Here is a 22666-nt window from a genome sequence, read left to right as displayed (position 1 = left end):
CTAACCCTGGCTGATAGCGTCCTGGATAGTCGCAACCGTAGCCGCCACCACATCGTCCAGTGAATGCGCGATATCCACCACCAGTACATCCGGCTCATCGCTACCCGGCTCTTCCAGCGTCGCAAACTGCGTCACCAGCATCTGCGGCTTGAAGAAGTGGCCTTTACGCGCTTTCAGGCGGGCTTCGATGGTGTCGAAATCGCCCTTCAGGTAGACGAAACGCAGGTTGTCATTTCCCTGACGCAGGATGTCGCGATAACTTTTCTTCAGGGCTGAACAGACAATCACGGAAATTGCCTGGGTGCGCTGCATGGCAAACGCGGCGTCGTTCAGTGCCTGTAACCACGGCTGGCGATCGTTGTCATCCAGCGGATGACCATCGGCCATCTTCAGGATGTTGGCGCGTGGGTGGAGAAAATCACCGTCAAGAAAGGCTGTATTCAGCTGGTGAGAGACCTGATTGGCGACGGCAGACTTTCCGCTGCCTGAAACGCCCATCAGGATAAAAACGTGATGCGACGGGGATTGCGTTGTCATTTTTCTGCTCCGGCAGGTGAGAATTTGCCAATGTTACCGATAACAATATCGTTTCTCATTCTCCTGGCCGCTTAACAGCCTGGCAACCTTTTTACCAGGAAATGCATGAAAGTGTGAGCTGACTCATAAAAACGCCACAATCAGATGCTGCCACCTTCACTGATCTCAAAACCGACATCCAGCGGCTGGCAGGTGCTGGTTTCTCCGGCAATGCGCGCCAGCAGCAGCGCCGCGGCTTCGCGCCCCATGCGGTCGCGTGGCGTCAGCACTGTTGCCAGTTGTGGCGTGACAACCTGACTGATGTCATGGCCGTGGAAACCGGCTATCGCCATCTGAGAGGGCACCTGCAATCCCTGGCGCTGGCACTCAAACATCGCGCCGACCGCCAGATCGTCATTGGTACAGAACAGGCTATCTGTTTCGGGGTAAAGGCGCTGCGCCTCACGCAGCAGATCACAACCAGCGCTGAATGAAGAGGCATCTTCCATCATCACACTGCGTGGCGTCAGCCCCGCTTCGCGCATCGCGATTTCGTAACCGCGCTGCTTCTGCAGCGTACGTTCATCCAGGCGTGCGCCGAGGTAGACGGTATGACGATGACCTTTGCTGAGGATCGCCTGCGTCATCTGCCGGGCCGCTTCAACGTTATCGAAGCCTACCGCCATATCCAGGCAGGGCGTGACGCTGTCCATCACCTCAATCACCGGGATACCGGCCACTTCCAGCATGCGCAGCGTGCCTGGTGTATGGGTGCGTTCGGTGAGGATAACCCCATCAATGTTCCAGCCCAGCAGCGAGCGCAGTTGCAGCTCCTCTTTTTGCGGGTTGTAACCAAAGTGGGCGACCAGCGTCTGATAGTTGGCTTCGTCGGTGACGGCTTCGATGCCGCGCAATACGTCAGCAAAAACCTGGTTTGTGAGTGACGGCAGCAGTACGCCAATGGCGCGGCTGGTGGCGTTAGAAAGCATATCGGGGGCGCGATTGGGGATGTAACCCAGCTCATCCAGTGCCACCGCGATCTTATCCCGCAGGGCAACGGAGACCTGCTCTGGATTACGCAGGTAACGGCTGACGGTCATTTTAGTAATGCCGACGCGATCGGCAACGTCCTGTAATACCGGTCTTTTCTTCTTCATCGTAGCGCCTGGGATCGCCCTTAAAGCTAAAGTACGATGAGTCTATCACTTTTCTGTCACAAAATTGCCAACCGGGCGCGACGATGCGCGCCCGTTATCTGCTTAGACCGGTGGCAGATCAAACAGCAGGACTTCTGCAGCCGAGCTGGCTTCAATGGTCAGCGCGCTTTCGTCCCAGATAGCCAGAGCATCGCTGGTGGTGATCGCGTTGCCGTTAACGGTAACATCACCTTTCACCACCTGAATCCAGATACGACGTCCCGCATCAATTGCGACATTGTCCTGTTCGCCGGCAGCCATTACCCAGCGCGATAAGGTCATGTCCTGAAAGACTTTCAGCGATCCTTCACGGGCATCCGGGCTTAACACAAGCTGACGTCCCTGCACATCCGGGAAGCGGCGCTGATCGTAGCGTGGCTCGATACCGGTACGCTCAGGAATGATCCAGATCTGATAAAGGTGCAGCGGCTCGCTTTCGCTGGCGTTGTACTCAGAGTGACGTACGCCGGTTCCGGCGCTCATAATCTGGAACTCCCCGGCCGGGATCTGCTCTTTGTTGCCCATGCTGTCCTGATGCTCAACCGTACCGGAGAGCACGTAGGTCAGGATTTCCATATCTTTGTGAGGATGGGTACCAAATCCCTGACCGCCATCAATCACATCTTCGTTGATGACCCGCAGCGCGGAGAAACCCATAAAGTTCGCATCGTGATAGCTGGCGAAAGAGAAAGTGTGCCAGCTATCCAGCCAGCCATGGTTTGCGTGACCGCGTTCTTCAGCTTTGCGTACATAGATCATGTTCAAATCTCCTCAATGTTTTTTATAGTCTGTCCCTGAGGGGGTCTGATTGATAGCTGAAAAACTTCACGCCTCTGTTCAAAATAGTTGAATGAGCATTGAGCAGTGGCTGAAAAGCACTGAAGAAGGGCAGGCAAAAAAAAAGCCAGCGGATAAGCTGGCTAAATAATACTGGAAGCAATGTGAGCAATGTCGTGCTTTCTCAGGCTGTCGGGCGACCTCCCGAGAATGCATGACAATAATAATCATTATCATTCGCGTCTGTAAAGTCATTTTCACATTTTTTACCCTGATTAACGCGGTGAATACCTTGATGTTTAAAGGGTTTAATGGGCTAAAGGAGAAACCATGAGTGAAATAGTTGTCCGCCACGTCACGCCTGAAGATGCTGCTGCGCTTCACAGGATCTACGGTCAGCCAGATACCCAGGCCAGCACACTCCATTTGCCCCACTCATCACTCCAGATGTGGCATAGCCGTCTCGCGACGCCTCAGCCCCATGCGCATCTGTTGGTGGCCTGTATCGATGATGTCGTCGTCGGTCAGTGTGCGCTGCATGTGGAAGAGCGCGCCAGACGGCGTCATGTGGCCTCACTGGGTATGGGCGTGGATGAACGCTATCGTCAGCGTGGCGTCGGAACCGCACTCATGCGTGAAATGGTCGCGTTGTGCGACAACTGGCTACAGGTGAGCCGAATGGAACTGACCGTGTTCGTCGATAATGGCCCGGCTATCGCCCTTTATCAGCGTTTCGGTTTTGAGATTGAGGGAACGGCTAAAGGCTTCGCAATGCGGCACGGTGAACTGATCGACGCGCATTATATGGCGCGGGTTAAAGCCTGACGTGTGGAAGCAGAAAGAGCACCGAAGGCGCCCTTTCTGCTGATAAACACTGACAAGGTTCGCTGTCAGCTAGCGCCTGCGCAGGAAACAGGGTCAGATCGGAAAGACGCAAAAGCCGTCATCCATGACATGCTCGGCCCGCGCCGTCCTGGCGCGGGACGCTTTCCTATTCTGACCCAGTTCCCTGCGCGTTAAGCTTATTTATTGCTGTCAGATTCACCCGGGTTTGAGTTTGTCAGCAGTTTTAAATCTCAATAACCCGCACTCAAATCATCGATGCTGCGCGGATCGGAAGCGCCATAGAGCATGCCATCCGGCCCGATCATGATGCTCTGCGTACTGCCCATCGACGGCAGTACCTTCACATGCTGACCTTTGGTTTCCAGCAGACGCAGCGTATCGGGACTGAAGCCCTTCTCCACCCGCAGCTGATCCGGCAGCCACTGATGATGGAAGCGCGGCGCATTAGTGGCTTCCGCCACGTTCATCCCGAAATCGATGCTGTTAACCACCATCTGCAGCACCGTGGTGATAATGCGGCTGCCGCCAGGACTGCCGGTCACCAGCCAGGTTTTGCCCCCTTTGGCGACGATGGTCGGCGACATCGATGACAACGGACGTTTCGCCGGTTGCACCGCATTCGCTTCCCCGCCGACCAGTCCGTAGACATTGGGCGTGCCTGGCTTGGCTGAGAAGTCATCCATCTCGTTATTCATCAGGATGCCGCTGTTGCCCGCCACAATTCCGCTGCCGAAATAGGTGTTAAGCGTATAAGTCACCGCGACCGCATTCCCCTGCTTATCCACCACCGAGAAATGGGTAGTCTGATTACTTTCATAAGGTTCGAGCTTGCCCGGTTTGATCTCGCTGGAGGGCCGCGCCTTCGCCACATCGATCTGCTGCGCCAGGGTTTTGGCATAGGCTTTACTGGTAAGCGCCTGCCACGGCACTTTCACGAAATCGGGATCGCCGAGATATTCCGAACGATCCGCGTAGGCATATTTCTCCGCTTCCGCCATCACCTGCATGGCATCAGCACTGCCAAAGCCCATCTTCGCCAGATCGAAATTCTCCAGGATATTCAGAATCTGCACGATGTGGATGCCACCGGATGACGGCGGCGGCATTGAGAAGACTTCATAGCCACGGTATGTCCCGCTAATTGGCTTACGCTCGACCGCACGATAGGCCGCCAGGTCAGCTTTGTTGATCAGGCCGCCATGTTGCGCCATCTCTCCGGCGATCTCATCCGCGATTTCACCTTTATAAAAAGCATCCGGCCCCTGACGGGCAATCAGTTGCAGGCTGTGAGCCAGGTTTTTCTGCACCAGCCGATCGCCCTTCTGCCACGGCGTACCGTCCGGTTTGTAGAAAATCGCTTTGCTGTTGGGATGGGTGATCAGCACTTCTTTGCCGTAGGTCTTCAGGTCATCTGCCAGCGCGTCGTTGACCGGAATACCGTCACGCGCCAGTTTGATCGCCGGGGCCAGCAGCGTGCTCAGCGGCAGAGTGCCATATTTCTGCGCAGCCAGCGCCAGTCCGGCTACGGTGCCCGGCGTGCCTGAGGCGAGATGTGATGTCAGCGACAGCTTGCTGTCGGCGTTGCCCTGCTTATCCAGGAACATGTCACGCGACGCATGTCCCGGGGCCATTTCACGGAAATCGATAGCCGTGGCGCGGCCAGAGGCAGTGCGCAGCAGCATAAAACCGCCGCCGCCGAGATTGCCCGCCTGCGGATGCGTCACGGCCAGCGCAAAGCCCACCGCCACCGCGGCATCCACCGCATTGCCGCCCTGACGCAGGATCTCGACGCCAACCTGCGTCGCCATCGCATCCACTGACGCTACCATGCCGTGCTGCGCTTTTACCGGGTGAAAAGTGTCACTGTCCACACCGTAGGAAACCGGCGGAGCCTGCGTTGGCGCGGCGTTAGCGCCTGCCACTACGGTGAAACTCATCACCAGCGACCAGCTAAGCTGACGCACTGTTTGCTGCATTTTCATCCTGCCACCATCCCATATTGTTATTTACATTTTTTTATCATTTCTGCAAGTGCCTACAAATACAGCAAAATAACCGGGGTTAAGTCAAATCAGGAATAGATCGGAAAGTAAGGTCTGTGATATCGGGTAAACTTATGGCTACGACCCTGATATCGGTGTACGCCGTTGTGCACCCAAAACCCTGTCGCTTTAAGGAAGGAGGAGTGATGAAAAAGTGGATGATTATTCTGGCCGCTCTGCTGCCTTTCGCCAGTCAGGCGAACACGCTGAACAGCACTAACGATCCGAATAAACCTGGCTATAACCCCAGCCAGCAGCGGATGCAGTCGCAGATGCAGACCCAGCAGCAGCAGCAACAGCTGAAGCTGCGCCAGGATCAGCAGCGTCAGACGCAGGACACGCAGCGTAAAATGCAGGAACAGCGGAACAGCGCCCAGCAGCGGGTGATTACCACGCAGCCGGGCCAGCAGAATCAGAATCTAAACCAGAACTAATGAAAATCGGGGCCGATGATGTCGATGGCATCAGTACAGATGGCATCGACGCCCCATTTCAGCAATTCCCGCGCCCGATCCGGGCTGTTCACGGTATAAACCAGAATCTTCAGGCCTGCGGCTTTCAGTTCGGTGACCCGCTCAGCGGTCAGCACCTTATGATTAAGGTGAATTGAGACGCACGCCAGCGCAGCCGTTTTCTCCTGCCACTGCGGATCCCAGCTGTGCGACAGCAGGCCACGCGGCAACTGCGGCTCTGCCTTCATCGCGGCTTCCAGCGCCTCAAAAGAGAACGAAGAGAGCAACGGTGCGACCTGATCCTGCCACAGTATCGCGGCAGCCTGTGCCACGGCGCGTCCGGTTTCAGCATCGCTGCCGGTGGTCGGTTTGATTTCGATGTTCGCCATCATCTGATGCTGACGGCAGCGTGCCGCCACCTGATCCAGCCGCGCTAGCTTTTCACCGGTAAACGCGTTGCCAAACCAGCTGCCCGCATCAAGCTGCGACAGCTTCTCCCACGGCAGCTGACCCGCCACGCCCCAGCCGTTGCTGGTGCGATCGAGCGTGTCGTCATGCAGCAGGAAGATCTGCGCATCGGCCGATAATTTGGCATCAAATTCAATCATCTGATGACCATATTTCGCGCCGGTGTCGATCGCCGCCAGCGTATTTTCCGGTGCCAGTTTACCGCCGCCGCGATGGGCGACGATGCGGGGATAGGGCCAGTGTTGTGTGCTCATTCCAGACGCTTTCCATGGGTTGAATCGAAGAAGTGTAACGCATCTGACGGCAGATGCAGCCACAGCGTACTGCCGGGCTGCGGACGTTCACTGTGGGCTAAGCGTACCACCAGTGGCGTGTCACCGATGCGGCCATGTGCCAGATTATCAGCCCCCAGCATCTCCAGCGTATCGACCCGCAGCGGCACGCCGCCCTGCTCGCGGCTACTGAGCCGGATGTGCTCTGGCCGGATACCCAGCACCACCGGCCGGTTAGCCCATTTCGCTTTACTGTCGCTGAGCGGCAGAGCGTGCGAGGCGTCGAGGTCAAAGCGTGATCCATCGCTGCTGAACTGTCCTTTCAGTAAATTCATGGCGGGCGCGCCAATAAACGAGGCAACGAACTGGCTGGCGGGACGCTCATACACCTCGACCGGCGTGCCGAGCTGCTCGACCACCCCTTTGTTCATCACCATCACCCGCTGCGCCAGCGTCATCGCCTCCACCTGATCGTGGGTGACATAGAGGCTGGTGGTCTGTAAGCGGCGATGCAGCTGCTGCAGTTCCAGCCGCATCTGCACCCGCAGACGGGCATCAAGGTTGGAGAGCGGCTCATCAAACAGAAAAACTGCCGGTTCACGCACGATCGCGCGGCCCATCGCCACGCGCTGCCGCTGTCCGCCGGAGAGTTCGCGAGGCCGACGCATCAGCAGGTGATCCAGTTCCAGACTGCGCGCCGCGTCGAGCACCCGCTGGCGGACCTGCTCTTTGCCCATGCCACGGATTTTCAGCCCATAGGCCATGTTCTCCTCCACCGACATATGGGGATAGAGCGCGTAGTTCTGGAACACCATTGCAATCCCGCGATCTTTTGGCTCTTCCTGAGTAACGCGCCGGCCGTCGATATAGATATCGCCGGAGCTGACGCGCTCCAGTCCGGCCACCATGCGCAGCAGGGTCGATTTACCGCAGCCGGATGGACCGACCATCACCATAAATTCGCCGTCATTGATGGTGACATTCAGCGGCTGGATGATCTGATTTTTGCCATCGTAGGATTTGGTTACTGCCTGAAGGGTTACGCCTGCCATCTTATTTCTCACTCTCAACCAGACCGCGCACAAAGGCACGCTGCATGACTAACACCACCACCAGCGGTGGGATCAGGGTTAATAACATTGCCGCCATCACTTCATTCCACTGGGTCGGCGATCCGCTGGAGGAGATCATGCTTTTAATCCCCGCCACCGCCGTGCCGAGGCTGGCGTCATTGATGATCAGCAGCGGCCAGAGGTACTGGTTCCAGCCGTAGATAAAGGTGATCACAAACAGCGCCGCCAGATTGGTTTTCGACAGCGGCAGAACAATGTCGATAAAGAAGCGCATCGCGCTGGCACCGTCGATACGCGCCGCCTCCACCAGCTCATCCGGCAGCGACATAAAGAACTGGCGGAACAGGAAGGTGGCGGTGGCCGAGGCCATCAGCGGCAGGGTTAATCCGCTGTAGCTGTCGAGCAGGTTGAGATCGGCAATCACCTGTACTGTCGGGAAGATACGCACCTCAACCGGCAGCATCAGGGTGATGAAGATCAGCCAGAAAAAGAGCGTGCGCAGCGGAAAGCGAAACCAGACCAGCGCAAACGCCGACAGCATCGACACCGTGATTTTGCCGAAGGTGATGCCCAGCGCCATGATCATGCTGTTGAGCAGCATCAGGCCAAACGCCGGCCCGTTGCCGTTGACGCCATGCGTCCAGATGCGCGAGATGTTCTCCCACAGGTGCGTGCCGGGCACCAGCGTCATCGGCACCTGATAGACCGCTTCGTTATCCAGCGTCGCCGCCACAAAGGCAACATAGAGCGGAAACAGGATGGTGAGCACGCCCAGCACCAGCACGATGTGGCTGAAGAGATCCAGCCCGCGTCGATTCTCAATCATTGGTATTGCACCTTACGTTCAACAAAGCGGAACTGGAGCACCGTCAGCCCGATGACCAGCAGCATCAGCACCACCGACTGCGCAGCGGACGAGGAGAGATCCAGACCGGTAAAGCCTTCGCGATAGATTTTGTAGATCAGCGTGGTGGTCGCCTGCACCGGCCCGCCGCCGGTGGCGGCATCGATTACCGGGAAGGTATCGAAGAAGGCGTAGATCAGATTCACCACCAGCAGGAAGAAGCTGACCGGCGTAATTAGTGGCAGCGAGAGGTTGAAGAAGCGACGCACCGGTCCGGCACCGTCAATGGCGGCGGCTTCCACCAGCGATTTGGGGATCGATTGCAGCGCAGCGAAGAAGAACAGGAAGTTGTAGCTCATCTGCTGCCAGATTGATGCCAGCACAATCAGGAACATCGCCTGACCGCTGTTTTGCGCATAGTTCCAGTTGTAGCCGATGTGGTTCAGCAGATAGCTGAACAGGCCTAGGCCCGGATTAAAAAGGAACATCCACAGTACCGCGGCCACGACAGGCGCAACGGCGTAGGGCAGCAGCAACAGCGTCTGATAGAGACGGCGCAGCCGCACCACATAATCCACCAGCGCCGCCAGCAGCAGCGAAAAGACCATGCCGAACACCGTGACCATGCCGCTGAATTTTATGGTGGTCCAGAACGAATCCAGATAGTAAGGATCGGCAAACAGGCGTCTGAAATTTTCCAGGCCGACAAAGCTGCTGGAGATGCCAAAGGGATCGAGGCTTTGCAGCGAGTACCACAGCGCTTCACCGGCAGGCCAGAGAAAGAAGATGGCGGTAATCAGCAGTTGCGGCAGCACCAGAAGATAGGGCAACAGGCTGGTGCGAAAGACCGGACGAGATGAAGACATGGTGTACCTGGCGTCAGAGAGAGGGGCCAGCCTGAGCTGGCCCGCAAGGAGAGATTACTTCACCTGCTGCTGGAAGCGGCGCAGCAACTCGTTACCGCGTTTCACTGCGTTATCCATCGCGTTCTGCGGCGACTGCTTGCCGGTCCAGACGCTTTCCAGCTCTTCGTCGATCACGGTACGAATCTGCGGCATGTTGCCCAGACGCATGCCTTTAGTGAACGGCAGTGGCGGCTTGTTCATCATCTGACGGGTAGCGATATCCGCACCCGGATTCTTATCGTAGAAGCCCTGCTGTTTAGTCAGCTCGTAGGCGGCGGTGGTAATCGGCAGATAGCCGGTTTTCTGGTGCCATTCCGCGGCGATTTCCGGTTTAGCGAGGAACTGCATAAACTCAGCCACGCCTTTGTAGGTTGTCGCATCTTTGCCTTTCATCACCCACAGGCTGGCACCGCCGATCAGGGCGTTCTGCGGCGCATTCGGTACGGTCTCGTCATACGGCATCATGCCAACGCCGAAGTTGAATTTGGCGTAATGACGGATATCAGCCAGCGAACCGGATGATGCGGTGGTGATGCCACAGTCGCCGTTGTAGAACTTGGCGGTGGACTCATCTTTGCGGCCAAAGTAGGTGAAGTCCCCTTTCTTGTTCATCGCTTCCAGCAGCTCGATATGACGAACCTGTACCGGCTTGTTGAACTCCAGCACGGCGTCGAGTCCGTCAAACCCGTTGTTTTTGGTCGCTACCGGCAGAGCGTGCCAGGCGCTGAAGTTTTCAATCTGGATCCAGCCCTGCCAGCCGCTGGCGTAGCCACAGCTCATGCCCGATTTGCGCAGTGCGGCGGCATCCGTCGCGAGCTCCTGCCAGGTTTTCGGTGGCTGATCCGGGTTCAGACCCGCTTTTTTAAAGGCATCTTTGTTGTAGTAGAGCACTGGCGTCGAGCTGTTGAACGGCTGAGAGATCAGCTGACCTTTACTGTCGCTGTAGTAGCCCGCCACCGTTGGCACGAACTGCTTTTCATCAAAGGGGATACCGGCGTCTTTGAAGACCTGATGCACCGGCACAATCGCCTGTGAGGCCATCATGGTCGCCGTACCGACTTCATAAACCTGCAGCACCGCAGGGGCTTTGCCGCTGCGCACTGCCGCAATCCCTGCCGCCAGGCTCTGCTCGTAGTTACCTTTGTAGGTCGGAACAATTTTGTAATCGGGATGCGTCTGGTTAAAACGCTGTGCCAGCGAATCCACTTCTTTGCCTAGCTCGCCTTCCATAGAGTGCCAGAAAGGGATCTCAGTGGCGGCCATGGCATGGCTGCTGAGCGTCAGACCGAGCAGCACGCTCATCAGGCTACGACGAAAGGTAACGACGGACATAGAATTTTCCTGTGCAGGTAAATACGCGTGAAATCACGGATTTCTGTTTCGCGAAGTAACATGACACGGGGAAATGAAGGATTAATAACAGAAAGATGACAGCCGGGTGACAGACCGGTATGCGCAAAAGAGGAGGCTGGCAGCGCAGCGGTAACGCGTCACTGCTGCCAGGTTTTGGTTACATAATTTGCAGAGCGGCTGGGCAGTAAAAAAGCCCGCAGCGGATTCTACCTCACCAAATGCAAAAGGCGATGGCGGCCCCTCTAACACCGACACTCAAGGCCGTCGGCGGCGCATCACACACCCATTTCGAAGGCCGTCGGCGGCGCAGGCAGGTTGCGGGCGGACAGCGCGCAGCCACCGGAGCGTACACGTAGTACGTGAGGATGGCGAGCACTGCCCAACCGCAACCTGACCAGTAAGCCAGGCCTGTGTACCAAAGCGCGCAGCCACCGGAGCGTACACATATACGTGAGGATGGCGAGCACTGCCCAACCGCAACCTGACCAGTAAGCCAGGCCTGTGTACCAAAGCGCACAGTAACCGGAGCGTATATACATACGTGAGGATTACGAGCACTGCCCGGTGTCGAAATGGCAAGTAAGCCAGGCCGTGCCCCATCAGGCACCTAAGTAAGCGCTGCGGACGGCTTCGTTGGAAAGAAGTGCTGAACCTGTGTCTTCCAGCACCACATGCCCGTTCTCCAGCACATAGCCCCTATCCGCCAGCTTCAGCGCCTGATTCGCATTCTGCTCCACCAGGAAAATAGTCATCCCCTCGCTGCGCAGCTGCTCAATGGTGTCGAAGATCTGCTGAATAATGATCGGTGCCAGTCCCAGAGACGGCTCATCCAGCAACAGCAGGCGCGGCTGGCTCATCAGCGCACGACCAATCGCCAGCATCTGCTGTTCACCGCCCGACATCGTCCCGGCGCGCTGGATTTTACGCTCCTCCAGACGCGGGAAGAGTTCATAAACGCGCTTGATCCGCGTCAGATAGTCCGGACGGCTTGCAAAAAAGCCCCCCATCGCCAGGTTCTCTTCTACCGTCATGCGCGAAAAGACCCGCCGGCCTTCCGGCACGATGGCGATCGCTTCACGCATAATGCGCGAGGTTTGCCAGTCGGTGATGGTTTTGCCATCAAAGGTAATGGTGCCCTGCGTCGCGCGCGGCTCGCCGCACAGCGTACCCAGCAGCGTGGTTTTTCCGGCACCGTTAGCGCCAATCAGGGTGACGATTTCGCCCTGATTGATGTAGAGACTGACGTTGTGCAGCGCCTGAATTTTGCCGTAGTGGGCGCTGACGTTCTCAATGGTTAACATCGCATTTGCCATCTCAGGCCTCTCCTAAATAGGCACGAATGACATCCGGGTTATTACGAATCTCTTCCGGCGTTCCGTTAGCCAGCGGCGTTCCCTGATTGACCACATAAATACGGTCAGAAATCCCCATCACCAGCTTCATATCATGTTCAATCAGCAGCACCGACACCTTGTGTTCGCCACGCAGTTCCGCAATCAGCGCATCCAGCTCATGGGTCTCTTTGGGGTTAAGGCCCGCTGCCGGTTCATCCAGCATCAGGATTTCCGGGCGCGTCACCATACAGCGCGCAATCTCCAGCCGACGCTGCTGACCATAGGCCAGATTGCCCGCCTGACGGTTAGCCAGATCCAGCAGCCCCACCCGCTCCAGCCAGGTCGCCGCACGATCCAGCGCCTCGTTCTCACTGCGGCGAAACGCCGGAGTTTTCAGCAGACCGGAAAATACGCCGCTTTTCAGATGCTGATGCTGCGCCACCAGCAGGTTCTCAATGACCGTCATCTCACGGAACAGACGCACGTGCTGGAACGTCCGCACGATGCCCATCCGCGCAATCTTCTGGCCCGGCAACCCTTCAAGATGCTGCTCACGCAATGTGATCGTCCCGCCGGTTGGCTTGTAAAAGCCGGTCAGGCAGTTGAACACGGTGGTTTTACCGGCACCGTTGGGGCCAATCAGCGAAACGATCTCCTGCGGACGCAGCTCCAGCGCCACATTGTTCACGGCTAACAGCCCGCCGAAGCGCATCATCAGGCCTTCAACGGCTAATAAAGGCTGAATCATGCCTGCTCTCCTTGTTTACCGGTTCTGAGCTTCAGATGCGGACGCTTCATCGGCAACAGGCCCTGCGGACGCCAGATCATCATCAGCACCATCAGGCCACCCAGCACCAGCATGCTGTACTCATTGAGATCGCGCATCAGCTCGCGTGACACCACCAGAAGGATGGCGGCCAGAATCACCGCAAACTGCGACCCCATCCCGCCCAGGACGACAATCGCCAGCACAAAGGCGGATTCGACAAAGGTAAAGGATTCCGGGCTGACAAAGCCCTGACGCGCCGCGAACAGGCTGCCGGCAAAACCGGCAAACGCGGCACTGATGGTAAAGGCGGTCAGCTTGATGCGGGTCGGGCTGAGGCCCAGTGAACGGCAGGCAATCTCATCCTCACGCAGGGCTTCCCAGGCTCGGCCCAGCGGCATCCGCAGCAGCCGGTTGATCACAAACAGCGTCAGCACCACCAGCAGCAGCGCCACCAGGTAGAGGAAGATAATGCGGTCGCTGGGATCGTACTTCAGCCCAAAGAAGTTATGGAAGGTATCCCAGCCGCCTTCCCGCGGCGTACGGCCAAACTCCAGACCAAACAGCGTCGGTTTCGGTATCTGGCTGATGCCGTTCGGCCCGCCGGTCAGGGCGGTATTGTTCAGCAGCAGAATACGCACGATCTCACCGAAGCCCAGCGTCACTATCGCCAGATAGTCGCCGCGCAGTCGCAGCACCGGGAAGCCCAGCAGCAGACCAAACAGCGCGGCAACTATGCCGGAGAGCGGCAGGCACTGCCAGAAGCCGAGACCGTAATAATGGTTCAACAGCGCAAAGGTATAGGCACCGATGGCGTAAAAGCCGCCATAACCCAGCACCAGCAGGCCAGAGAGGCCGACCACCACGTTTAAGCCCAGACCGAGCATCACGTAGATCAGCGTCATGGTGGCGATATCGACGGTGCCGCGTGACACCAGGAATGGCCAGGCAACGGCGGCGATAATCAGCACCGCCATCACCAGTTTCTGCTTCGGCGTCGAGCCATCCAGACCCGGTAACACCAGCGCCGGACCGGAGATTTTCTTCAGGCCGCTTTGCCATACCGGACGCAGCAGCTGAAACAGAAACACCACCGCACAGCCTGTGGCGATCCAGTTCCAGCGCACGCTGCCGGCGTTCTGCACTACCAGATTAGTGCCGTCCAGATTCAGGCGCAGCCCCATAAAGAAGGTGGCGAGTACCAGCAGCATCACCGAGGAGATCAGGGCATTGATAAAGGAAGTCTTCATACTTTTTCGACCTCCGGGCGGCCCAGAATCCCGGTCGGCATCACCAGCAGCACCACAATCAGCAGGGCAAACGAGACCACATCTTTATATTCCGTGCTGAGATAGGCCGAGGTCAGCGCCTCGGCGATGCCCAGTACCAGACCACCAATCATCGCGCCCGGAATACTGCCAATCCCGCCCAGCACGGCGGCGGTGAATGCCTTCATTCCTGCCATAAAGCCGATGAAGGGGTTGATTGAACCGTAGAACTGTCCCAGCAATACGCCCGCCACCGCGGCCATCGCGGCACCGATGACAAATGTCAGCGAGATCACGCGGTCCGTGTTTATTCCCAGCAGGCTGGCCATTTTCAGGTCTTCTGCGCAGGCGCGGCAGGCGCGGCCCATGCGTGAGTAGCGGATAAAGGTGGTCAGCGCCAGCATCGCCAGGAACGTCACCACCCAGATCACTATCTGCATGGTAGAAATCGTGGCGGCAAAGCCGTTGCTCTCGCCTACCGTCCACTGTCCGGTAATCAGACTCGGCAGCGCCAGGTCGCGTGAACCCTGCGTCAGGCTGACGTAGTTTTGCAGGAATATCGACATCCCGATGGCGGAGATCAGCGCAATCAGGCGCTTGGATGAGCGCACAGGCCGGTAGGCGACGCGCTCGATGCTCCAGCCGTAGGCGCTGGAGATAATTACCGCCATCACAAAGCCGGCCGCAATCATCAGCCAGGTGGTGTCGATGCCCATCATCATCAGGGCGGCAATCACGATAAAGGAGACATAGCTACCGATCATGTAGACCTCGCCGTGGGCGAAGTTGATCATGCCGATAATGCCGTAAACCATGGTGTAACCGATGGCGATCAGCGCGTAGGTGCTGCCCAGGGTCACACCGTTAAACATCTGCTGAATAAAATAGAGAAACTGCTCGGACATACCTTGACCCTTACTTAACCGATCGTGGGCGATCGGGGTACAAAAAACGCCTGGCAGACCAGCACCAGGCGTTCGTGTCGCTGGTCAGGGGAAACCGGTTAACCGGCCTCCCGCTCACCACAAAACAGCCTGGTTTACTTCACAGCAGTCGAGGTGCCATCGGCATGCCATTTAAAGACGCCGAATTCAAAGCCCTTAAGGTCACCCTTCTCATCCCAGTTCAGGTTGCCCATCACGGTTGGCACCGCCGCACCTTCCTTGAGGTTTTTCACGATAGCGTCCGGCTCAGCGCTCTTGCTGCGCTCCATGCCGGTTGCCAGCGACTGCAGTGCGGCATAGGTGGTCCAGACGAACGGTCCGGTCGGATCCAGTTTCTTCGCTTTCAGCGCTTCCACGATCGGTTTGTTGGTTTCAACCTGGTCGTAGCGTTTTGGCAGGGTCACCAGCATGCCTTCAGAAGCGGCACCGGCGATGTTCGACAGCGAGGCGTTACCCACGCCTTCCGGTCCCATAAACTGGGTTTTCAGGCCCGCAGCACGTGCCTGACGCACGATCTGACCCATTTCCGGGTAGTAACCGCCGAAATAGACGAAATCGACGTTCTCTTTCTTGAAGCGCGCGACCAGCGTAGAGAAATCTTTATCGCCAGCGGTGATACCTTCAAACATCACGATATTGGCGCCCTGCTTTTTCAGGCTCTCCTGTACGGAGCGCGCCAGGCCTTCGCCATACTGCTGTTTGTCATGCACTACGGCGATGCGCTGCGGTTTAAGCTCGCTCATCACATATTTCGCGGCGGTCGGCCCCTGATCGGAGTCGAGACCGGTGGTGCGCATAATCAGTTTATAGCCGCGGGAAGTCAGGTCAGGGGCGGTCGCCGCCGGGGTAATCATCAGCACGCCTTCATCTTCATAGATGTCAGAAGCGGGCTGGGTGGATGAAGAGCAGAGATGGCCGATCACGTAGCGGATGCCGTCGTTAATCACCTTGTTCGCTACCGCAACCGCCTGTTTCGGGTCACAGGCGTCGTCATATTTCACCGCAACCAGTTTGTTGCCGTTAACACCGCCTTTGGCGTTGATATCTTCAATCGCCTGAGTCGCACCGGCGAACTGCATGTCGCCGTACTGCGCCACCGGGCCAGACATTGCGCCGACAATCGCCACTTTGATATCTTCAGCCAGCGCCGCATGGCTCATCGCCAGTGCTACACATCCCGCCAGTAATGCGCGACCTTTCATTTTCATCCTGACTACCCCATTTGTTTTGTCGTGTATGTTGTGAGTGTTTGTGCTGTCAGATAAAGTCGAAAACTGATTAAGCATGAATGAGTTAGCGTACTTTTCTGACATTTTTTATTAATAAGACTTTATTTTTCAGGTTATTAAACAGGAAGTTTCTTCTGTAAATCAACTGACATATTCAGAATTGACTGAGTGAAACAGCATAATACACTGGAGGCAACGGCCGGTTTTTCACCGCTTTGCCAGCGCGTTATGCTGGATTGATCGCACGCTATCCCTGTTTACAACTATCATCCTGGCATCCCGACCATCTTTTGACCTGTTTTATTGATGAAAATGTGGTAGCACTCTGGTTGTACATTTTCGCTGCACTTTCCCCTGTTACAGAGGTTTTTGTTATGAAGCTCACTATCCAGCGTTTAACCACGCTGACCGCGCAGGACCGCATCGATCTTGGCAAAGTCTGGCCGGATCTGGAGATTGAACAACTGGAGCAGCAGCTGGATGAGCGCCATCGTCTCTATGCTGCCCGTTTTAACGACCGGCTACTGGCGGGTTTGCAGCTGGAAATCGCCGGAATCCACGGCAAAGTTCACCGGCTGTCGGTGCGCGATGTCACGCGCCGACGCGGGGTGGGACAATATTTACTGGAAGAGACGATCAGGCAGAATGGGTCGATAGCGGACTGGTGGATTGCCGATGATGGCAGTGACGATCAGCAGGTGCGGGCAGCCTTTATGCAGGCGTGTGGCTTCAGGGCGCAGAGTGATGGCTGGATAATGGCGGTAGAATAGTCAGGCGCAGAAAAACAAAAAGGGCGACATAAAGTCGCCCCTTAAGATGTCGAAGTGCGTTACGCTTCGATCGCCATACGCAGTTTCTTCATGGCGTTCTTTTCCAGCTGCCGGACACGTTCGGCTGACACGCCGTACTGATCGGCCAGCTCCTGCAGCGTGGTTTTATTGTCTTCGTCCAGCCAGCGGGCGCGAATGATGTGCTGACTACGCTCATCCAGACCTTCCATCGCATAGCTCAGCTTGTCAGCCGCGTGCGCATCCCAGTTATCCTCTTCAATGCCGTCAGCAAAGTCAGAGGTTTTATCCTGAAGATAAAGCACGGGTGCCATAGATCGGCCTTCGCTGCTCTCGTCGTCGGCAGACATATCAAAGGTCATATCCTGCGCGGCCATACGCGATTCCATTTCACGCACATCTTTGCTGCTTACGCCCAGCTCACGCGCAACCATCTCGACTTCGTCCTGATTGAACCAGCCCAGACGCTGCTTGGTTTTACGCAGGTTAAAGAACAGCTTACGCTGTGCTTTGGTGGTCGCGACTTTCACGATACGCCAGTTACGCAGCACGTATTCGTGAATCTCCGCTTTAATCCAGTGCACGGCAAACGAAACCAGACGCACGCCCACTTCTGGGTTGAAGCGACGTACCGCTTTCATCAGGCCGATATTGCCTTCCTGGACCAGGTCAGCCTGTGGCAGACCATAGCCGGAGTAATTACGAGCGATATGAACTACAAAGCGTAGGTGAGACAGGATCAGCGTCTTTGCCGCATCCAGATCGCCCTGGTAATGCAGCCGTTCAGCCAACGCTTTTTCCTCTTCTGCCGAGAGCATCGGCCAGGTATTCGCAGCCCGGACGTAAGACTCCAGGTTGCCAAGAGGAGCAATAGCTAAAGTTTGCATTTCTTTGGTCATTCAAACCCTCACAAATTCAGTGGAATTGCCGCACATTTCCCTGCGCAGACGATACATTAAGTCAACGTCGCGCGAAATCCGAAAGCAATCTGTGCTACTTAGAGTGGTAAAGTTATCCACAAGTTCAATTATAGCGGTGAATATTTTACACACAGATGACAGGAAGGGAAGAGGGGAAATATCCTCTGCACCCACCATCGGTAGCAGAGGACCATTATAACAAAAAAATGTTGCAGGCGTTTACTGCGGCGTAAATCGACGTAAATGTTGTACCGTTGCCAGCCACGCAGCCACCCAGCCGATGATTGCCGCAATCAGTAACAGCAGCAGCGCCTCATCCCACGAGAAGCCTTCCAGCGAGAAGGTGGTACCAAATACGGTTGCCACACTGGCAACAACGGATTGCAGACGCAGCACCAGCACTTCCGACAGCAGCAGCGACAGCACTGCCCCGCTGAAGCCCAGCAGCGCCCCGCCATAGAGGAACGGACGCAGGATAAAGCCGTCAGTGGCACCAATCAGCTTCTGCACGTTAATGGTGTCGCGTCGGGCAAAGATGCTGAGCCGGACGCTGTTACCGATCACCAGGAACACTGCCACGATCATCAGCACGCCAATCATTGAGGCGATCTGCCCCACCAGCCCGGTCAGCGCCGCCAGCCGCGCAAACCAGCTATCATCCATCCGCACTTCATCCACGCCCTGCACTTTAGTTACCCGATCGCGCAGGCTTTGCATGGTGTCTGAGTTCTGGAAATTGAGCTTAGGTGTAATGATGGCCACCGCAGGCAGCGGATTCTGCTCCAGCATATCCATTGCGCCGCCAAAGCCTGACCAGTTGCGGAACTCGTTCAGCGCCTCTTCCCGCGTCAGGTAGTTGACGTTATCCACGCCTTCGACCTGCTTGAGCTGCGCCACCACGTTTTCTGCCGCCGTGTCATCCAGCGTTTTTGAGAGATAAACGGTTAACTGCGGCGCCGGATACCACTGCGTTGCCGCCTGGCTGACGTTTTTCCACACCATGTAGCAGACGCTGGGCAGCGTCAGTGAAATGGCGATGACCATCACCGTCAGCAGGGTTGCCAGCGGCTGACGCCACATATCAGAAAGCGTGCCGCGCAGCGCATAGCGCCACTGCTCCTGCCAGCCGCCTTTCAGCGCTTTGCTCTTTGACTGCTGCTTCGCTTTCGGCGCAGCCGGACGTTTAATGCGTTTATTGACCATCGTGGCCTCCGTGCAGACGTCCCTGATTCAGCGTCATCATCCGGTAGTTGCGTCGGGCGATAAGACCGCTGTCATGCGTCGCCATCAGGACGGTGACGCCGACGCGGTTGAACTCTTCGAACAGGCGCAGAATATCTTCTGACAGCGCGTCGTCAAGGTTACCGGTCGGTTCATCGGCCAGCAGCACGGCGGGCTTATTCACCACCGCACGGGCGATGCCCACACGCTGCTGTTCACCGCCAGAAAGCTGAATCGGATAACTTTTCGCTTTGTCGAGCAGACCCACTTTATCCAGTGCCGCCGAAACACGACGACGAATATCTTCGCCGCTGGCACCGGAGATAATCAGCGGGATCGCCACATTTTCATAAACCGAACGATCCATCAGCAGGTGGTGATCCTGGAAAATCATGCCGATCTGACGACGCAGGAAAGGCACCTCGCTGTTACGCAGGCGGGAAATGTCATGGCCACTGAACCAGATTTTTCCGGCACTCGGGCGCTCAATGCCACAAATCAGCTTCAGCAAGGTACTTTTACCGGCACCGGAGTGGCCGGTCAGAAACGCCATTTCGCCGGGACGCAGACGGAAATCTACCCCCTGCAGCGCCTGACGTCCGCCGAGATATGCCTTACTGACCTCTTCAAAGCGAATCATCCTAATTAGTCCTCTCGGGCAAACAGTGCCTCAATAAAATCTTCCGCCTTAAACGGCCGTAAATCTTCAATGCCTTCACCGACGCCGATGTAGCGAATCGGAATACCGAACTGATCGGCCACCGAGAAGATCACGCCGCCTTTAGCGGTGCCATCCAGCTTGGTGAGCGCAATCCCGGTCACGCCAACGGCTTCATTAAACAGTCGGGCCTGGCTGACCGCATTCTGTCCGGTGCTGGCATCCAGCGTCAGCATCACTTCGTGTGGCGCTGAATCATCCAGTTTCTTCATCACTCGGGTAATTTTTTTCAGCTCTTCCATCAGGTGCGATTTGTTCTGCAGACGACCCGCGGTATCGGCAATCAGCACGTCAACGCCACGCGATTTAGCCGCCTGAATAGCATCGAAGATCACCGAAGCGGAATCTGCACCGGTGTGCTGAGCAATCACCGGAATGTTATTGCGCTGGCCCCACACCTGCAGCTGCTCAACAGCCGCGGCGCGGAAGGTATCACCAGCCGCTAACATCACAGATTTGCCTTCAGCCTGATACTGGCGCGCCAGTTTACCGATGGTGGTGGTTTTACCTACACCATTGACGCCAACCATCAGGATCACAAACGGCGTTTTGCCTGAGACGTCCAGTGGCGCATCCACTTTCGCCAGAATCGAGGCCATCTCCGCTTTCAGCAGGCCGAAGAGCGCTTCCGCGTCACGCAGCTGCTTGCGGTTTGCCTGCTGGGTCAGATGCGTGATGATGCGGCGAGTGGTATCCACACCCACATCCGCAATCAGCAGCTGCTCTTCCAGCTCGTCAAACAGCTCATCATCAATCTTTTTGCCACGGAACAGGCTGATAAAACCGGAACCGAGGTTCTGACGGGTTTTCACCAGGCTGCGCTTCAGGCGGGCAAAGAAGCCCTCTTTGCTGGGACGCTCCTGCTCCTGCACGATGAGTGGCGCGGCGGCCAGCGGGAGATCGCTGACGGTATCGGATAATGTCTCTGCCGGTTCCGCGTCGGTGACTTCGGCTTCGCCCAGTGCCAGTGCGGTCAGCTCTTCTTCGGTGAGCGGTGCTTCCGTTTCGCTGTCCGATGTTTCAACGATCGCAGCCTCGTCCGGCGTCAGCGCTTCATCGCTTAACGGCGCTTCGGCTTCGCTGTGCGGGGTTTCAACGATCCCGGCGTCATCCAGCGCCAGCGCGGTCAGCTCTTCTTCGCTTAACGGCGCGTCCGCTTCGCTGTCCGGGGTTTCAACGATCGCTGCATCGCCCAGTGCCAGCGCGGTCAGCTCTTCTTCGCTTAACGGCGCATCCGCGGGTTCCGCATCAACGGCTGGCTTTACCACGTCGTCGGCGTCAATAACCGGCGTCGCGTCATGTTCAGGTGCGGCGATTTCCAGTAGCGCTTCAGGATCGGCCTCAATCGGCGCAGCTTCATCCAGCACCATGGGTGCTGACTCGTGCGGCGCTGCCGCGGTGACTTCCGCCTCACGCTGCTGCCCGGCCACCGTTTCGGTGATAACGACAGTCTCTTCCGCTTGCGCTTCAGCCTGGCTTAATGCCGGGGCGTCCTGTTCTGCCTGCTGCTCTGCGGGTTCTGCGACCTCTTGTGTCTGCTCCTCCGCGACAGGTTGTTTCTCTTCCTCTTTGCCAAATCCCAGCCAGGAAAAAAAGCCACGTTTTTTCTCTTTTGCCATTGTGTGACGACACTCCTCGATGGCTTTGTCCCGGTCGCGCGTGGTTTCCAGGGGTAAATCAATGAAAGTTGGTCAGCGCCAGACCGGCGTAAACCGCAGAATAATGCATGACTTCAGCAACTCAGTAGTCTAACACTTTCCAGCCAGCTCACCACAGCACCCTTTTTTAACGTTTCTTCTCACCGATTCGCCCGTTAAACTACGCAACAAATTATGACGAGTTGTGAGCAAGATGAATAAAAACCCCCGCAGTACAGGCGGTGCCGGGCAGATTCGCATCATTGGCGGCCAGTGGCGCGGACGCAAACTGCCGGTGCCGGACAGCGCCGGACTGCGCCCGACCACCGATCGGGTACGTGAGACGCTGTTTAACTGGCTGGCCCCGGTGCTGCCAGAGGCGCGCTGCCTCGACTGCTTTGCCGGTAGCGGCGCATTAGGACTGGAAGCCCTGTCGCGTTACGCGGGATCGGCGACGCTGCTGGAGCTGGAACGGCCGGTGGCGCAGCAGCTGACAAAAAATCTGCAGACGTTGCGCGCCAGTAATGGCACCGTGATTCAGACCAATGCGTTAAACTGGCTGGCACAGCCAGGTGAACCCTTTGATGTGGTGTTTATCGATCCGCCGTTTCGTCAGGGATTGCTGGAACAGACGTTACAGCTGCTGGAGCAGAATCACTGGCTGGCCGATCAGGCGCTGATTTACGTCGAAAGTGAAGTGGAAAATGGCGCACCGCCGGTGCCGCCGGAGTGGGATCTTTATCGCGAGAAAATAGCCGGACAAGTGGCTTATCGTTTGTATCAACGTCAACAGGAGACGCAGGATGTTACTTAATTTGGGGCGTCTGTTGATGCTATGCGTGTGGGGATTTTTACTGGCTAACCTGGTTCATCCCTACCCGAAACCGCTGACTTATTTTATCAACGTTGCGCTGATTTTCATGATCCTGATGCATGGCCTGCAGCTGGTGTTACTGCGCACCACGCAGACCAAAGATGCGCCGCCGATTGACCGCGTCACCCAGGCCAAAGTGTTTCTGTTCGGGGTGTTCGAACTGGTCGCCTGGCAGAAGAAAAACTTCCCACGCAAGAAATAATTCCGGGCGGGCGCACTGCCC

Annotated in this window: 23 protein-coding genes; 5 read left to right on the top strand and 18 right to left on the bottom strand. The window is 56.8% G+C overall.

Annotated features, from left to right (window positions below; translation table 11 throughout):
• The 3 genes from gntK to ACVKSX_RS15260 form a co-directional block, all read right to left on the bottom strand.
• Positions 1-537, bottom strand: coding sequence for a gluconokinase (gntK, locus tag ACVKSX_RS15270; RefSeq protein WP_010253272.1), 537 nt, complete (start codon positions 535-537; stop codon positions 1-3).
• A gap of 140 nt (positions 538-677) precedes the next feature.
• Entirely contained in the window at positions 678-1673 is a 996-nt protein-coding gene (gene gntR, locus ACVKSX_RS15265) for a gluconate operon transcriptional repressor GntR (RefSeq protein WP_010253274.1), read from the bottom strand.
• 102 nt (positions 1674-1775) lie between these two features.
• On the bottom strand, positions 1776-2471 hold the full coding sequence (locus ACVKSX_RS15260; protein ID WP_010671535.1) for a pirin family protein: 696 nt from the start codon (positions 2469-2471) through the stop codon (positions 1776-1778).
• Between the two features lie 348 nt (positions 2472-2819).
• Here ACVKSX_RS15260 and ACVKSX_RS15255 point away from each other — a divergent pair, with 348 nt between their 5' ends.
• Positions 2820-3314 (top strand): GNAT family N-acetyltransferase, encoded by a 495-nt coding sequence (locus ACVKSX_RS15255; RefSeq protein WP_010253280.1) that lies wholly within the window; start codon positions 2820-2822, stop codon positions 3312-3314.
• Between the two features lie 251 nt (positions 3315-3565).
• On the opposite strand, the gene ggt is transcribed toward ACVKSX_RS15255, so the two are convergent.
• Positions 3566-5317, bottom strand: coding sequence for a gamma-glutamyltransferase (gene ggt, locus ACVKSX_RS15250; RefSeq protein WP_031292113.1), 1752 nt, complete (start codon positions 5315-5317; stop codon positions 3566-3568).
• Between the two features lie 206 nt (positions 5318-5523).
• Here ggt and ACVKSX_RS15245 point away from each other — a divergent pair, with 206 nt between their 5' ends.
• Positions 5524-5811 carry a DUF2756 domain-containing protein gene (locus ACVKSX_RS15245; RefSeq protein WP_022624015.1) on the top strand — a complete coding sequence of 96 codons (288 nt, stop codon included), beginning with the start codon at positions 5524-5526 and terminating at the stop codon, positions 5809-5811.
• Here the strand turns inward: ACVKSX_RS15245 and ugpQ are convergent.
• The 10 genes from ugpQ to ACVKSX_RS15195 all read right to left on the bottom strand — a co-directional run bounded on the left by ugpQ (position 5808) and on the right by ACVKSX_RS15195 (position 16264).
• The gene (ugpQ, locus tag ACVKSX_RS15240; RefSeq protein WP_052270769.1) at positions 5808-6551 is read right to left on the bottom strand and encodes a glycerophosphodiester phosphodiesterase; all 744 of its coding nucleotides are present in this window, start codon (positions 6549-6551) and stop codon (positions 5808-5810) included. The two genes, ACVKSX_RS15245 and ugpQ, sit on opposite strands and share 4 nt — an antisense overlap.
• Positions 6548-7621: a sn-glycerol-3-phosphate import ATP-binding protein UgpC gene (locus ACVKSX_RS15235; protein WP_159227123.1), complete on the bottom strand. Its 1074-nt coding sequence runs from the start codon at positions 7619-7621 to the stop codon at positions 6548-6550. The genes ugpQ and ACVKSX_RS15235 overlap by 4 nt, the downstream gene beginning before the upstream one ends.
• Before the next feature lies 1 nt (position 7622).
• Entirely contained in the window at positions 7623-8468 is an 846-nt protein-coding gene (gene ugpE / locus ACVKSX_RS15230; RefSeq protein WP_010671530.1) for a sn-glycerol-3-phosphate ABC transporter permease UgpE, read from the bottom strand.
• On the bottom strand, positions 8465-9352 hold the full coding sequence (gene ugpA, locus ACVKSX_RS15225) for a sn-glycerol-3-phosphate ABC transporter permease UgpA (RefSeq protein ID WP_010253295.1): 888 nt from the start codon (positions 9350-9352) through the stop codon (positions 8465-8467). The genes ugpE and ugpA overlap by 4 nt, the downstream gene beginning before the upstream one ends.
• A 54-nt stretch (positions 9353-9406) precedes the next feature.
• Complete coding sequence (ugpB, locus tag ACVKSX_RS15220; RefSeq protein ID WP_167430532.1) at positions 9407-10723, bottom strand: sn-glycerol-3-phosphate ABC transporter substrate-binding protein UgpB; 1317 nt, start codon at positions 10721-10723, stop codon at positions 9407-9409.
• 620 nt (positions 10724-11343) lie between these two features.
• A complete protein-coding gene (gene livF / locus ACVKSX_RS15215; RefSeq protein WP_029519452.1) occupies positions 11344-12057 on the bottom strand; it encodes a high-affinity branched-chain amino acid ABC transporter ATP-binding protein LivF in 714 nt (237 codons plus the stop codon).
• Position 12058: 1 nt separating this feature from the next.
• Positions 12059-12826 (bottom strand): high-affinity branched-chain amino acid ABC transporter ATP-binding protein LivG, encoded by a 768-nt coding sequence (gene livG / locus ACVKSX_RS15210; RefSeq protein WP_022624012.1) that lies wholly within the window; start codon positions 12824-12826, stop codon positions 12059-12061.
• Positions 12823-14094, bottom strand: coding sequence for a high-affinity branched-chain amino acid ABC transporter permease LivM (locus ACVKSX_RS15205; RefSeq protein WP_010253305.1), 1272 nt, complete (start codon positions 14092-14094; stop codon positions 12823-12825). The genes livG and ACVKSX_RS15205 overlap by 4 nt, the downstream gene beginning before the upstream one ends.
• Positions 14091-15017 carry a high-affinity branched-chain amino acid ABC transporter permease LivH gene (gene livH, locus ACVKSX_RS15200; protein WP_009087789.1) on the bottom strand — a complete coding sequence of 309 codons (927 nt, stop codon included), beginning with the start codon at positions 15015-15017 and terminating at the stop codon, positions 14091-14093. The genes ACVKSX_RS15205 and livH overlap by 4 nt, the downstream gene beginning before the upstream one ends.
• A 134-nt stretch (positions 15018-15151) precedes the next feature.
• Positions 15152-16264 carry a branched-chain amino acid ABC transporter substrate-binding protein gene (locus tag ACVKSX_RS15195; protein WP_010253311.1) on the bottom strand — a complete coding sequence of 371 codons (1113 nt, stop codon included), beginning with the start codon at positions 16262-16264 and terminating at the stop codon, positions 15152-15154.
• 395 nt (positions 16265-16659) lie between these two features.
• On the opposite strand from ACVKSX_RS15195, the gene panM reads away from it, so the two are divergent.
• Positions 16660-17055: an aspartate 1-decarboxylase autocleavage activator PanM gene (panM, locus tag ACVKSX_RS15190; protein WP_010253313.1), complete on the top strand. Its 396-nt coding sequence runs from the start codon at positions 16660-16662 to the stop codon at positions 17053-17055.
• Between the two features lie 59 nt (positions 17056-17114).
• Here the strand turns inward: panM and rpoH are convergent, their stop codons facing one another.
• From rpoH to ftsY, 4 genes are all read right to left on the bottom strand, one after another.
• The gene (rpoH, locus tag ACVKSX_RS15185) at positions 17115-17972 is read right to left on the bottom strand and encodes an RNA polymerase sigma factor RpoH (protein ID WP_010253314.1); all 858 of its coding nucleotides are present in this window, start codon (positions 17970-17972) and stop codon (positions 17115-17117) included.
• Between the two features lie 240 nt (positions 17973-18212).
• Complete coding sequence (gene ftsX, locus ACVKSX_RS15180) at positions 18213-19196, bottom strand: permease-like cell division protein FtsX (RefSeq protein WP_010253316.1); 984 nt, start codon at positions 19194-19196, stop codon at positions 18213-18215.
• Positions 19186-19854, bottom strand: coding sequence for a cell division ATP-binding protein FtsE (gene ftsE, locus ACVKSX_RS15175; RefSeq protein WP_010253318.1), 669 nt, complete (start codon positions 19852-19854; stop codon positions 19186-19188). The genes ftsX and ftsE overlap by 11 nt, the downstream gene beginning before the upstream one ends.
• 5 nt (positions 19855-19859) lie before the next feature.
• Positions 19860-21551, bottom strand: coding sequence for a signal recognition particle-docking protein FtsY (ftsY, locus tag ACVKSX_RS15170; protein ID WP_061901966.1), 1692 nt, complete (start codon positions 21549-21551; stop codon positions 19860-19862).
• 232 nt (positions 21552-21783) lie between these two features.
• On the opposite strand from ftsY, the gene rsmD reads away from it, so the two are divergent.
• Both rsmD and ACVKSX_RS15160 read left to right on the top strand, forming a co-directional pair.
• Positions 21784-22383 (top strand): 16S rRNA (guanine(966)-N(2))-methyltransferase, encoded by a 600-nt coding sequence (gene rsmD, locus ACVKSX_RS15165; RefSeq protein WP_010671526.1) that lies wholly within the window; start codon positions 21784-21786, stop codon positions 22381-22383.
• On the top strand, positions 22373-22645 hold the full coding sequence (locus ACVKSX_RS15160; protein ID WP_003852192.1) for a DUF1145 family protein: 273 nt from the start codon (positions 22373-22375) through the stop codon (positions 22643-22645). The genes rsmD and ACVKSX_RS15160 overlap by 11 nt, the downstream gene beginning before the upstream one ends.
• The last annotated feature ends 21 nt before the right edge of the window (positions 22646-22666 follow it).

Source organism: Pantoea sp. PvP021, assembly GCF_054056055.1.
Note: the sequence above shows the minus strand (reverse complement) of the source record. Positions and strands in the feature narration are given on the sequence as shown.

What these genes read in the sequence shown, in the direction of transcription:
- ftsX (WP_010253316.1), bottom strand. Translation starts at nt 19,196, where the DNA reads ATGGTCAATAAACGCATTAAACGTCCGGCTGCGCCGAAAGCGAAGCAG.
- ACVKSX_RS15235 (WP_159227123.1), bottom strand. Translation starts at nt 7,621, where the DNA reads ATGGCAGGCGTAACCCTTCAGGCAGTAACCAAATCCTACGATGGCAAA.
- ACVKSX_RS15205 (WP_010253305.1), bottom strand. Translation starts at nt 14,094, where the DNA reads ATGAAGACTTCCTTTATCAATGCCCTGATCTCCTCGGTGATGCTGCTG.
- panM (WP_010253313.1), top strand. Translation starts at nt 16,660, where the DNA reads ATGAAGCTCACTATCCAGCGTTTAACCACGCTGACCGCGCAGGACCGC.
- ACVKSX_RS15195 (WP_010253311.1), bottom strand. Translation starts at nt 16,264, where the DNA reads ATGAAAATGAAAGGTCGCGCATTACTGGCGGGATGTGTAGCACTGGCG.
- gntR (WP_010253274.1), bottom strand. Translation starts at nt 1,673, where the DNA reads ATGAAGAAGAAAAGACCGGTATTACAGGACGTTGCCGATCGCGTCGGC.
- livG (WP_022624012.1), bottom strand. Translation starts at nt 12,826, where the DNA reads ATGATTCAGCCTTTATTAGCCGTTGAAGGCCTGATGATGCGCTTCGGC.
- rsmD (WP_010671526.1), top strand. Translation starts at nt 21,784, where the DNA reads ATGAATAAAAACCCCCGCAGTACAGGCGGTGCCGGGCAGATTCGCATC.
- ACVKSX_RS15255 (WP_010253280.1), top strand. Translation starts at nt 2,820, where the DNA reads ATGAGTGAAATAGTTGTCCGCCACGTCACGCCTGAAGATGCTGCTGCG.
- ACVKSX_RS15260 (WP_010671535.1), bottom strand. Translation starts at nt 2,471, where the DNA reads ATGATCTATGTACGCAAAGCTGAAGAACGCGGTCACGCAAACCATGGC.
- rpoH (WP_010253314.1), bottom strand. Translation starts at nt 17,972, where the DNA reads ATGACCAAAGAAATGCAAACTTTAGCTATTGCTCCTCTTGGCAACCTG.
- ugpB (WP_167430532.1), bottom strand. Translation starts at nt 10,723, where the DNA reads ATGTCCGTCGTTACCTTTCGTCGTAGCCTGATGAGCGTGCTGCTCGGT.
- ftsY (WP_061901966.1), bottom strand. Translation starts at nt 21,551, where the DNA reads ATGGCAAAAGAGAAAAAACGTGGCTTTTTTTCCTGGCTGGGATTTGGC.
- ftsE (WP_010253318.1), bottom strand. Translation starts at nt 19,854, where the DNA reads ATGATTCGCTTTGAAGAGGTCAGTAAGGCATATCTCGGCGGACGTCAG.
- ggt (WP_031292113.1), bottom strand. Translation starts at nt 5,317, where the DNA reads ATGAAAATGCAGCAAACAGTGCGTCAGCTTAGCTGGTCGCTGGTGATG.
- ugpE (WP_010671530.1), bottom strand. Translation starts at nt 8,468, where the DNA reads ATGATTGAGAATCGACGCGGGCTGGATCTCTTCAGCCACATCGTGCTG.
- gntK (WP_010253272.1), bottom strand. Translation starts at nt 537, where the DNA reads ATGACAACGCAATCCCCGTCGCATCACGTTTTTATCCTGATGGGCGTT.
- livH (WP_009087789.1), bottom strand. Translation starts at nt 15,017, where the DNA reads ATGTCCGAGCAGTTTCTCTATTTTATTCAGCAGATGTTTAACGGTGTG.
- ACVKSX_RS15245 (WP_022624015.1), top strand. Translation starts at nt 5,524, where the DNA reads ATGAAAAAGTGGATGATTATTCTGGCCGCTCTGCTGCCTTTCGCCAGT.
- ACVKSX_RS15160 (WP_003852192.1), top strand. Translation starts at nt 22,373, where the DNA reads ATGTTACTTAATTTGGGGCGTCTGTTGATGCTATGCGTGTGGGGATTT.
- ugpA (WP_010253295.1), bottom strand. Translation starts at nt 9,352, where the DNA reads ATGTCTTCATCTCGTCCGGTCTTTCGCACCAGCCTGTTGCCCTATCTT.
- ugpQ (WP_052270769.1), bottom strand. Translation starts at nt 6,551, where the DNA reads ATGAGCACACAACACTGGCCCTATCCCCGCATCGTCGCCCATCGCGGC.
- livF (WP_029519452.1), bottom strand. Translation starts at nt 12,057, where the DNA reads ATGGCAAATGCGATGTTAACCATTGAGAACGTCAGCGCCCACTACGGC.